This window comes from Pseudomonas borbori (genome assembly GCF_900115555.1).
GTDB classification, from domain to species: domain Bacteria; phylum Pseudomonadota; class Gammaproteobacteria; order Pseudomonadales; family Pseudomonadaceae; genus Aquipseudomonas; species Aquipseudomonas borbori.
Map to the genome: position 1 here is coordinate 1 of NZ_FOWX01000060.1, position 11,032 is coordinate 11,032.

Here is an 11,032-nt window from a genome sequence, read left to right on the forward strand (position 1 = left end):
CACCAAAGCACTGGATTACAGCCTCAAACGCTGGGCTGCACTTGCTCGCTATGTTGATGATGGTGCTGTGCCCATAGATAACAACCCGGTCGAAAATCAGATCCGGCCGTGGGCTCTTGGGCGCTCGAACTGGTTATTCGCCGGCTCGCTGCGCAGTGGCAAACGGGCGGCGGCGATCATGAGTTTGATCCAGACAGCGCGCATGAATGGGCATGATCCATATGCCTATCTCAAAGATGTGCTGACGCGCCTGCCGACGCATCGGGCAAGTGAGATTGATCAACTGCTGCCGCATCGGTGGGCGCCAGCCTAACTTACGCAAGGTGAGTTGGGCGGACGCTTACCGATGACCTCAGTGAAAATCACGAGCACCACCGCCAGCGAAGCGATGCATGCCAGTTACCCGGTCTGGCGATCAGCATAGCCACCGGCTTGCGCGACCGGCGGCAGGGTCACCAGCACCGCCAGTTCGACCTCAATCAGGTGAGCGATCAGTGAGATCAAGCAGCATCAGCGGACCGCCGACTAGCAAGGTCGACAGGATCAGCCAGAGCAGCAGGGAGGCGATGCGTTTGATGTTGTGCTACAGCGGCACAGCCAAGGCCACCGCTGCCAGGTCAAGCAGCAAGGTGCAGAGTGCCCTATTGTCGATCAAGAACAGCTCCTTGTGGGGCTGCTTGCGCTTGCCGGCGAACCCGGCGTCAGCAAAGGCCATCTGCTTCATCGGAAAACTCGTGTCGCGGACTCGGCGCACTTCACCAGATTCAGGAAGTCATTTTCAGTCCTTTCCTAAACGCCTCCCTTGATCTCTAGGAGATTTCGCTTCACCACGCCAAGCATATCCGACAGCAAAATTCGCTGGTCATGATCTAAACCCTCCAGAATTCTCTCGCTCATATCATGGCTCATGACCCGCATTTCGTTGATTGTCTGCTTGCCAAGACTCGTCAAATAGATGCGTTTAACTCGCCTATCGACCGGATCGGGACGACGCATGATGAATTCTGCGGCTTCAAGGCGGTCAATAATTCCACCCAACGCCGCTTTACCCAACTCCAACATATCAGCCAAATCACTTTGCGCCATACCATCGCGCCGAGACAGATAAGCCAACACCCACCACTGGGACCGCGTAACGTTCAATGGTTTCATCATACTGTCAAAAACAACACGACGAAGACGTGACACGTCATGCATCAGAAAACCCAATCGTTGATCCCAGTTCTCCTCTTCGGCGCCCTTAGAATCGCTGCGATTTTTTTTACTCTGCTCTTTTGCACTAACGTCCGAGATTTCCAATTTATTGCCGCCTCATAAAAATGTTGCAATCGGCCCCACTCATGGCGAGCCACTCTATATAAGTTCTATACCAACTTAATATCCTACAATATAGTATAAAAACCGCCCCAGATCAGCCCCAAACCAATGCCCTTCCTTTAAGGACGGTCAATTCCGCCAATTGTTCAGGAACCGGCCATGCGTTGCGCCGCTGGCAAGTGCGTAGTCTCGGCAGCCTGGCTCCGCCGCGCCTTTCGCTGGCCGCATGCCCCTAGCTAACGCCCAGCGTCCAAGGCCGACCCGGCCACTCGACGTCGAGGCTAGACTGGCCATCAGAGGTATGACGAAGGAGTTCTTGAGGCCGCGGCCGGCACTCGACAACCCTGAAGACGCGGCGCTCGAGAATAGCGGCCTCGACTCATCGCTCGGCAGCTGGCGCAGAGCACCGCCGAAGCACTACGGAGTCCGCTCAATGCCGGCGCAGCTAGCGTTAGCGACCCTGCCAAGGGATAGGAACAGACGCCCGCTATGCACGCAGCGCCCATGCATACAACCGGGCAGGTGCAGCACCTCGCACCCTATAACCACTAAATATCAAACAAAAACCGCTAGTTAGCAGAACCAAAAAATACTTGCAATACGGTAGCCTACAATCTAGTATCGTTGCATACGTTTACATCGAAACCCCAGACTTGGAGCTTTTTATGCGTGGACTACAGAAACGAGTGGCCCTGGTTACCGGAGCAGGCAGCGGCATCGGCAAAGCCATCGCCCAGCGCCTGGCTGAAGAAGGAATGCTGGTTGGGGTGTTGGATATCAATAAACAAGCGGCAGAGCAAACCGTCAAGGAGATCCGTGAATCAGGTGGTCAGGCGGATGCGGAAGTCTGCGATGTTACCGACTATGCGCAAGTGTGCCAGGCAGTGAGCGCCCTGGAGTCCCGTCTTGGACCAACCTGGGCACTGGTCAACAACGCCGGCTGGGACAAGCCGATGCCCTTCCTTAAGACCGAACCCGACTTCTGGCGCAAGGTGGTAGACATCAACTATCTCGGCCCACTCCACCTTACCCGTGCAGTTGCTCCCGGCATGGTTGAGCGCAACGGCGGTCGCATCATTTTCATTGCCTCCGATGCGGGTCGCGTTGGCTCTTCTGGCGAAGTCGTCTATTCGGGCTGCAAAGGCGCAACCATCGCCTTCGCCAAAGCCTTGGCGCGTGAAGTCTCGCGCAACAACGTGCTGCTCAATAACGTCTGCCCTGGCCCGACCAATACTCCGGCCATGGACTCCTTTGTCGGTACGGGCGAATCGGGTCAAAAAATTCGCGACGCCATGGTTCGCGGCGTACCCCTGGGACGAATTGGCGAAGCTGAAGACTACCCCGGCCTGGTGGCATTCCTTGCCAGCGATGACGCCTCTTTTATCACCGGCCAAACCATCAGTGTTTCCGGTGGCCTGACGATGCACGGCTAACTTCCACCTACTAAAGGAACCCGACCATGACGACAGAATACAAAGACATCACCTACGAAGTAGGCGAGAACGCGGTCCGCATCACCATCAACCGCCCGGAAGTGTTCAATGCTTTCCGTTCGCAAACCGTAGAGGAACTGATCCTCGCTTTTCGCCGGGCGGACGAGGAAAAATCGGTCAATACGGTCATCTTTGGCGGAGCCGGCGACAAGGCCTTCTGCACGGGCGGCGACCAGAAGGTGCATTTGTCCGAAGACGGCCTTTACGGCCCTCGCGGCATGGTCGGTCTGCCGATCGAGGAGTTGCAGTCCGCCATTCGCGATTGCCGCAAGGTTGTCATCGCCCGCGTCCAGGGTTTTGCAATCGGCGGCGGCAATGTTTTCGCCACGATCTGCGATCTGACTATCGCCTCGGAAAAGGCCCAGTTTGGCCAGGTCGGGCCGAAGGTCGGCTCTGTGGATCCCGGCTTCGGTACCGCTTACCTCGCGCGCATTGTCGGCGAAAAGAAAGCCCGTGAAATCTGGTTCTTGTGCCGCCGCTATCCGGCGCAGGAGGCTCTCGAAATGGGCCTGGTCAACAAGGTGGTCCCGCACGATCAGTTGGACGCCGAATGCGAAGCCTGGGCCGCCGACATCAATCAGCTGAGTCCCACTGCGATCGCTATTGCCAAGCGTTCGTTCAATGCCGACAGCGAAAACATCCGCGGCATCAGCTTCATGGGCGTGGCCGCCGTCAAGGGCTTCTACCAGAGCGAAGAGTCGAAGGAAGGCGTGCGCGCGTTCAACGAGCGGCGTAAACCCGAGTTCAAGAAATACCTTTGACCCTCGCGCGCTGCGCCTGACGCATCGGGCGCAGCGCCTGGCCTTATAGAGTCCCTCCGAATGTTCAACGATCTCAATATCACAACAGAGCTTGACGCCGACGGGATCCTGTTGGCCGTTATCGACATGCCCGGGCGGGCGATGAACGTGTTTTCCACAGACATGATGGACTCGCTCGAGGCGCTCCTCGATGAGGTAAGTTCAAACTCCGCGATCCGTGGACTGATCTTCACCTCCGGTAAGGATGCGTTTCTTGCCGGGGCCGATCTGGAAATGATCAGAATGTTCACTGAGCGCGCCCTGGTCGATACGACGGAACAGTTGCATGAGCTCTGCGGCCGCCTCGGACGGCTCTTTCTCCGCCTGGAACAGCTCGACAAACCCAGCGTGGCAGCCATTAATGGTCTGGCCTTGGGCGGCGGACTCGAGTTGGCCCTCGCCTGCCACCAGCGGGTTTCCGCAGACGGCGAGAAGGTATTACTGGGGCTGCCGGAGATAAAGCTTGGGTTGCTTCCGGGAGCCGGTGGTACTCAGCGCCTGCCGCGCCTCATCGGTACCGGCAAAGGGTTGGAAATGCTGCTGAACGGTAACCCCGTTGCCCCGCAGCAAGCGCTCGAACTGGGTCTTGTGGACCGGGTTTGCAGCGCCGACGAACTGCTCAGCACAGCCAGGCAACTGATCCTGAGTAGCGAACCGCGCAAACCGCGCTGGTATCGGCAAGGCTATCAGGCCGACACCGCCCTCTTCGACTACCACGCCAGCGACCGCTATGCAGCGGCCTGCCAAGAGGTGGGCATAGACGCCTATCAACGAGCTCATTACCCAGCTTATGAGGCCATCCTGGCTTGCGTGGCCGACGGTTTGAGAAAACCGATGGATGCCGCCGTGCGCTGGGAGATGGATATCTTCGTCGAGCTCATCCGCGACCCCGTCGCCGGCAACATGGTGAGAACCTTGTTTCTGGATCGCCAGAAAGCCGCAAAACAGAAACCGGACAATGCCGTCAAGGATGCTCGAATCGCGGCCATCGGTGACGAACTTCAGGCAGTCGTCGCACAGCTGCAGCAACGTAAAGCGAAGCTGATTGACGCAGCCGAAGTCCAAGACCGGGATATCGTCCTGCTGGCGGCCGGATCAGCGTCCAAGGTGGGCCTGAAGGTTCGCTGGCTGACGTCCGAGGACACGCCTGTCGCCACGGGGGAAGTCGGCCTCTGGCTGTCGCCGAAAGGTCCCCATGGACGCGCCGCAGAAATTTTCCAGGCCGGCAATGCTGCCGCCACCCTCGAGCGTGATGCTGCACTCCAACTCGCTCAAGGGTTTGGCGCAGTAGGCCTATTGAGCCACGGTTCACAACCGCTTTTGCCGCGCATTCTGGCGGCTCAACACCAGGCCACGGCGCTCGGCTGCAGCCAAAACGACAGCCTGCTGGCCATGGCGCTGGTTGCGCTGGCGGACTGGACCAACGGGCTGATAGAACAACCGGACATAGTGGATGTGGCTTGTGTCCTCGGCGATTTGTTCCCCGCTTATAGCGGCGGGCCGTTCAAGCTCCTGCGTAATCTCGGCCTGGTCCGAGTACAAGCCCGCCTTCGCGAAGCGCCGAGCGAATACACCGCTCTGTTTCTGCTGGACTTCACGCTTACCGACGCCTTCACCCTACTTGATAAGGCGGCGTGATATGACCACGCCCACCTATATCGGTTACCAGCACCCAGTCTTCCAGGTTGAAGTCACCGCGCAGAGTCTTGGCGATTTCAACCTGGCCATCGCTGCCGCGCCCGAACCCGGTCAAGAGCACCTGGCACCGCCAACCTACATGAAGGTTATCGAAGGCGAGCATGGCAGTTCGAGGGCCATGCTCGAGGCGCTCAATATAGAGCTGCGGCGGGTTCTGCACGTCGAGCAGTCATTCGAGTATTTCCTGCCGATTCGCGTAGGTGACGTCCTGGAAGTCGTGCGCAGCATTAGCGATCACTACACGAAGAAGGACGGCACGATGGAGTTTTTAGTCATCGAGTCGCGTATCAGCCGAACCGACCAACAACTGGTTGGCTGCTCAGAGCAGATTCTGCTGCTTCGTAATATTTAAGGGACAACACCATGACGATCCCGTTTGCAGAGAGCACGCCTGGCCAGCGCATCGCCGAATTCACGTCGTCGATCATAACCCCGCAAATATTGCAGGCCTATGCAGAAGCGTCCGGTGACAGCAATCCGTTGCACTTGGATAAAAGCTTTGCGCAGAAGGCTGGCTTCGACGACGTAATCGTCCACGGCATGCTCGGCATGGCGCTACTCGGGCGTCTGCTCACTGCACATTTCGCCCCTCAGGATATTCGCAATTTCAGTGCCCGCTTCGTTTCCACCATCCCTGTGGGCAAACAGATTCACTGCTATGCCGAGGTGGCCGAACAGAGCCCGCAAGGTTTGCTGCTGAACCTCTATGCACAGCCGCTCGGTTCAGAAAAAACCGCCATCCGCGGACAAGCCCGGATCTCAGTACTCGCACCGAAATAAGAATAATAAGGATACCCACGTGCCAACTTATCAAAGCCTCGATACGCTGGTAGCCAGCCTTAAACCGGGCATGAACGTCTATGTCCCTGGCGTCTCCGGCGAGAGCCTGGCCTTCTATGATGCGCTGCAAAACAATCCTGGGGCCTGTGCTGGCGTACGCTTCATTGGTGCTCACTTTCCCGGCATCAATCGCTCCGACTACCTGGGTCTGGATCCACAAGCACGCCAGCGCAACTACTTCATGTTACCGGGCATGCGCCCCGGCTTCGCCGATGGCCGAGCCGAACTCCTGCCTCTCGATTACCCGGGGATCTATCGTGACCTGGCAGAAATGCATGGCATCGATATAGCCATTGCTCAGGTAAGCCCTCCCGACAGCAAGGGCATCTGCTCCCTGGGCCCCTGTCAGGACTTCATTCCTGCCGTCTGGCAAAAGGCCCGGATCAGGGTCGCGCACATCAATCCCCGGCTGCCTGCGACTCGCGGCTCGTTCAACATCGTTTTCGATGATATTGATATCGCCTGCGAAGCAGAATGGGATCTCCTGACCTTCGACAATGGACAAATCAACAAGCTGCAGGAGCGGCTGGCAGCCCAGGTTGTAACACTGGTGCGCGACGGCGACACCATAGAGCTGGGTATCGGCAAGATCCAATCAGCGATTATTTCGGCCCTCAGCAACCACAGATCGCTCAAGATGTTCTCCGGTATGGTCTTGCCTCAAGTGCTTGGGCTGCTCGAGAGTGGCAGCATCAATGGGCGCCATAGCATCCAGGCTGGTGTTGCGCTGGGTGATTTGCCGTTTTATCAACGCATAGCCCAAGATGAGAGTTTTTACTTTCGCCCGGTCAGCGAAACCCACGATTTGCGCAGGCTTGCCGCCATTCCTTATTTTTGCGCAATCAACTCGGCTGTCGAGGTCGATCTGTTCGGCCAGGTCAATGCTGACAGCATCAATGGCAAGCAGATTGCTGGGGTGGGTGGCCTACCAACCTTCATCAGTGGCGCCCGACTCTCCGAGTACGGCCGCTCGATCATCGTATTGCCATCGATGACCGACAACGGTCGTTTCACCCGCATAGTGCCGGCCATCTCCAGCAGCTGTAACACTGCCATCGCCAGGCATGACGCTGACTTCGTCGTCACCGAGTACGGTATCGCCGCCTTAAAGGGCCTGTCGGTACATGCGCGGGCGCAAGCACTCATCGACATCGCCCACCCGGAGCAACGGGACAATCTGGCTGCTGCCTGGGCCAAAACCGCTGCCGCCCTCTAGATCCCATCAATTGCGTCACGGACAATTCAAGGAGCACACCATGAATTCACAGCAAGAGAACCTGTTGCAAGGCAAGGTTGCCCTGGTCACAGGCGCAGGGCGCGGTATCGGCCGCAGCATTGCCTTGGCACTGGCGGCGGCCGGCGCCAAGGTCGTTGTCAATGACCTGGGAGTGTCCCTGGATGGCGATGCCACCGGAGAAACCCCGGCCGATTCAGTGGTCAAGGAAATCCAGGAGCTGGGCGGACAGGCCCTTGCTGACACCCACTCTGTCGCTGATTTCGCCCAGGCCCAAGCCATGATCGATGGTGCCTGCCAACACTTCGGTCGCCTCGACATCGTCGTCAACAATGCCGGTAACCTACGCGATGTGATCTTCCACCGAATGAGCGAAGAAGAGTTCGATGCGGTGATCCTCGTGCATCTGAAGGGCACCTTCAATATCAGCCGTGCTGCCGCCCCTAAATTCAAGGAACAAGGTAGCGGCGCCTTCATTCACATGACGTCCACTTCGGGCCTGATCGGTAACTTCGGCCAAGCCAACTATTGCGCCGCCAAGCTAGGCATCGTCGGTTTGTCCAAGGCGATCGCCCTCGACATGCAACGTTTCGGGGTGCGCTCCAATGCCATTGCCCCCTTTGCCTGGACGCGCATGGTCAGCTCCATTCCGGATGAAACGCCCGAGCAAAAACGCCGCGTTGAGGGCCTGAAGAAGCTCATCCCAGAAAAGATCGCGCCTTTTGTCGTGGCCTTGGCCAGCGACTCGGCGAAAGATATCAGCGGGCAGGTTTTCGGTGTGCGCAACAACGAGATCTACCTGTTTTCGCAACCGCGTCCGGTACGTACCGCGCATACCTCCGAGGGCTGGACCCCCGAAAGCATTATCGAACGGGTATTCCCCATGTTTGAAAATGACTTCTACCCACTGCATCGCTCGGGCGATGTCTTCACCTGGGATCCGGTCTGACCTGCCCGGACCGCTGAGCCGACCCACGTTGGCTCAGCCAAGCCCCTCAGTTACCTTGCTCGAGTATCCGCCGGGCGGATTTCAAATGCAGGATAGCTAGCATCTTGCCCTCCCACGAAATAGTTCCTTCGCCGCCCTCAAACGCCGCGACTATCCGATTGGGATACTCGATCTCGGCACCGCTGGGAGTGAACGCCGAATGGATCAGCGCTACCTGGCCTGGATGGATTGCGACTTTGCCGGTAAACCCGTCCTAACGCGACGCACTGCTATTTTCTGAACAGCCTTCGGCGTTCTTGAAGTCGACATACACCGTATCGATCGCCTGAACCTGCAGGAGTGGGCAGCCAGCAGCATCTGCGAGCGGGCATGCTCATAGTCGAAACGCCAGGCACCACCGGCGTCATGGGGATCGCCGACGCCCATGGTGCCGCTCAGCTACTCGCCCCCAGATCACGCCGACCAGGCGCGGGTGACCCAGTTGGGCCAATCCCCTCATGTGCGACACGGCCTCTGGAGCCCCGGTCGCGACCGCGATGATGCCAGTAATGTCGGCTTCGACACCGGCCGGGATCTCGGCCATATCCAGCCAAAGCCCCACCACCTGCAGATAATCCACCACGCGAATCTTTGGCAAGGCAATGCCGACTGGCGCGGCCCTGACAATGGCGGCGAGATCCTTAAGCAGCTCGCCGGATTCGAGGTCGTATCGCTCGAATACAGGCCGGACTTCCTCTCGTATAGATCAATCAAGAACTGCACCAGCATTTGTCTGGCCACGGGCTTGTGTTCAGGCAAGACCGAGTACTCAAGATCAATGGCCAAGGCATCGGCCTCGAGCTCGGCCGCCTTGGCCAGTTTGCGTTCGCTGTCGGCGGGTACGAAAAGTATTGACCGTGTCGATTGCCTCAACACGGGCATGAGAATTTCCTGCTTTTTGATTGACAACAAGACAACCAAGTAGCCACATATATGGTATGCTAAGATACCAAGTGGCAAGCCAAATCTTTTCGTATACCAGCATGTAGTGATCGGAGACAGGAAATGAGCGCTACCAATCCAGTTGGTATCAAGGCGTATAGCGTTTTCTTGCCTCGCCTGCGAATGGCCCGCAGTGCCATTGCGCAGGCCCATGCATGGGCCTTCCCGTCGATGCGCAGCAAAGGGCAGAAAGCGCTGTGCACCTGGGACGAAGACGCCAGAGCCCTGGCGGTGGAAGCGTCCCGTGATTGCCAGAATGACGAGCGTTCGGGCATCGAGAGCCTGACCCAGGCCTCCACCACCGCACCCTTTACCGACCTGCAAAATGCCTCCACCGCCGCTTCGGCCTATTCAGCAGTACCCAGTGCGCCGACAGTACCCGCAGCATCCGTGCCAGCGTGGTCTCTCTGCTCAAAGAACTCAGAAGCAAGCCAGCGTCTACCGCGGCGCGTTCTCAAATGAGTCCGTCCCCGACGGCCGCCTAAAACAGCTGTAAACAGGCCCTACCAACTGAAAAGGGAAAAACCCATGAAAGTACTTGTCCCGCTCAAGCGAGTGGTCGACTACAACGTCAAGGTTCGCGTCAAGGCGGACAATAGCGGCGTCGACCTTGCCAACGTCAAGATGTCGATGAATCCCTTCTGCGAAATTGCCGTGGAAGAAGCGGTACGCCTGAAAGAACAAGGCGTGGCCAGCGAAATCGTCGTGGTGTCGATTGGTCCGACTGCTGCTCAAGAGCAGCTGCGTACCGCCCTGGCCCTGGGTGCCGATCGCGCCATTCTGGTCGAGGCAGTCAAGGGAGAGGGTAGCGATGAGCTGAATTCCCTCGCCGTGGCCAAACTGCTCAAGGCCGTGGTCGACAAGGAGCAGCCGCAACTGGTCATCCTCGGCAAGCAGGCGATCGACAGCGACAACAACCAGACCGGGCAGATGCTCGCCGCCCTGAGCGGCTACGCGCAAGGCACCTTCGCTTCCAAGGTGGAAGTGGCTGGCGACAAGGTCAACGTGACTCGCGAAGTCGACGGCGGCCTGCAGACCGTGGCGCTGAACCTGCCGGCGATCGTGACCACCGACCTGCGTCTGAACGAGCCGCGCTACGCCTCCCTGCCGAATATCATGAAGGCCAAGAAGAAGCCGCTGGACGTGCTCACCCCTGAAGCTCTGGGCGTTGCCACCACTTCCACGGTGAAGACCCTGAAAGTCGAAGCGCCTGCTACCCGCAGTGCCGGGATCAAGGTCAAGTCGGTTGCGGAACTGGTCGAGAAACTGAAGAACGAGGCGAAGGTAATCTAATGACTATCCTGGTTGTTGCAGAACACACCAACGTGGCCCTGGCACCTGCCACCCGGAACACCGTGGCGGCTGCCGCCAAGATCGGTGGCGACATTCACGTCCTGGTTGCCGGTGCCGCCTGCGGCGCAGCTGCCGAAGCCGCGGCCAAGATCGCCGGCGTGGCCAAGGTGCTGGTGGCCGACAACGCGGCCTTCGCCCACCAGCTGCCTGAGAATGTCGCCCCTTTAGTGGCAAGTCTGGTGATCGAGCAGCGCACGATTTACAGCCATGTATTGGCTGCCGCCACCAGCAACGGCAAGAACATCCTGCCGCGGGTCGCCGCTCAACTGGACGTTGATCAGATCTCCGAGATCATCGCCGTGGAAAGCGCCGATACCTTCAAGCGGCCGATCTATGCCGGTAACGCCATTGCCACCGTGCAGTCCAG

Annotated in this window: 13 protein-coding genes and 1 pseudogene; 12 read left to right on the forward strand and 2 right to left on the reverse strand. The window is 58.4% G+C overall.

What is annotated here, in order from left to right; translation table 11 throughout:
- Positions 1-313: transposase domain-containing protein (locus BM315_RS23255; protein WP_141124020.1), on the forward strand; the 313-nt coding region annotated here is incomplete at its 5' end.
- 270 nt (positions 314-583) lie between these two features.
- On the opposite strand, the gene BM315_RS24785 is transcribed toward BM315_RS23255, so the two are convergent.
- Complete coding sequence (locus BM315_RS24785) at positions 584-724, reverse strand: hypothetical protein (RefSeq protein ID WP_170862304.1); 141 nt, start codon at positions 722-724, stop codon at positions 584-586.
- Between the two features lie 65 nt (positions 725-789).
- Positions 790-1,299, reverse strand: coding sequence for a MarR family winged helix-turn-helix transcriptional regulator (locus BM315_RS23260; protein ID WP_244527368.1), 510 nt, complete (start codon positions 1,297-1,299; stop codon positions 790-792).
- A 683-nt stretch (positions 1,300-1,982) separates the two neighbouring features.
- On the opposite strand from BM315_RS23260, the gene BM315_RS23265 reads away from it, so the two are divergent.
- The 11 genes and pseudogenes from BM315_RS23265 to BM315_RS23310 form a co-directional block, all read left to right on the forward strand.
- A complete protein-coding gene (locus tag BM315_RS23265; protein ID WP_090505974.1) occupies positions 1,983-2,750 on the forward strand; it encodes an SDR family oxidoreductase in 768 nt (255 codons plus the stop codon).
- A 26-nt stretch (positions 2,751-2,776) separates the two neighbouring features.
- A complete protein-coding gene (locus BM315_RS23270) occupies positions 2,777-3,571 on the forward strand; it encodes an enoyl-CoA hydratase-related protein (RefSeq protein WP_090505976.1) in 795 nt (264 codons plus the stop codon).
- Positions 3,572-3,631: 60 nt separating this feature from the next.
- The gene (locus BM315_RS23275; protein ID WP_090505978.1) at positions 3,632-5,248 is read left to right on the forward strand and encodes an enoyl-CoA hydratase-related protein; all 1,617 of its coding nucleotides are present in this window, start codon (positions 3,632-3,634) and stop codon (positions 5,246-5,248) included.
- A gap of 1 nt (position 5,249) precedes the next feature.
- Positions 5,250-5,660, forward strand: a complete 411-nt coding sequence (locus BM315_RS23280) for an FAS1-like dehydratase domain-containing protein (RefSeq protein WP_170862305.1) — start codon at positions 5,250-5,252, stop codon at positions 5,658-5,660.
- 11 nt (positions 5,661-5,671) lie between these two features.
- Positions 5,672-6,088, forward strand: coding sequence for a MaoC/PaaZ C-terminal domain-containing protein (locus BM315_RS23285; protein ID WP_090505982.1), 417 nt, complete (start codon positions 5,672-5,674; stop codon positions 6,086-6,088).
- Between the two features lie 19 nt (positions 6,089-6,107).
- Complete coding sequence (locus BM315_RS23290; RefSeq protein ID WP_212632998.1) at positions 6,108-7,364, forward strand: acetyl-CoA hydrolase/transferase family protein; 1,257 nt, start codon at positions 6,108-6,110, stop codon at positions 7,362-7,364.
- Between the two features lie 40 nt (positions 7,365-7,404).
- Entirely contained in the window at positions 7,405-8,331 is a 927-nt protein-coding gene (locus tag BM315_RS23295) for an SDR family NAD(P)-dependent oxidoreductase (protein WP_090505986.1), read from the forward strand.
- Between the two features lie 424 nt (positions 8,332-8,755).
- The gene (locus BM315_RS25160; protein ID WP_090505988.1) at positions 8,756-9,295 is read left to right on the forward strand and encodes a hypothetical protein; all 540 of its coding nucleotides are present in this window, start codon (positions 8,756-8,758) and stop codon (positions 9,293-9,295) included.
- 80 nt (positions 9,296-9,375) lie between these two features.
- On the forward strand, positions 9,376-9,774 hold the full coding sequence (locus BM315_RS24790; RefSeq protein ID WP_170862307.1) for a beta-ketoacyl-[acyl-carrier-protein] synthase family protein: 399 nt from the start codon (positions 9,376-9,378) through the stop codon (positions 9,772-9,774).
- A 66-nt stretch (positions 9,775-9,840) separates the two neighbouring features.
- Complete coding sequence (locus BM315_RS23305) at positions 9,841-10,605, forward strand: electron transfer flavoprotein subunit beta/FixA family protein (RefSeq protein ID WP_090505990.1); 765 nt, start codon at positions 9,841-9,843, stop codon at positions 10,603-10,605.
- Positions 10,605-11,032, forward strand: a pseudogene (locus BM315_RS23310) (electron transfer flavoprotein subunit alpha/FixB family protein); the annotation flags it as partial. The gene BM315_RS23305 and the pseudogene BM315_RS23310, both read left to right, overlap by 1 nt.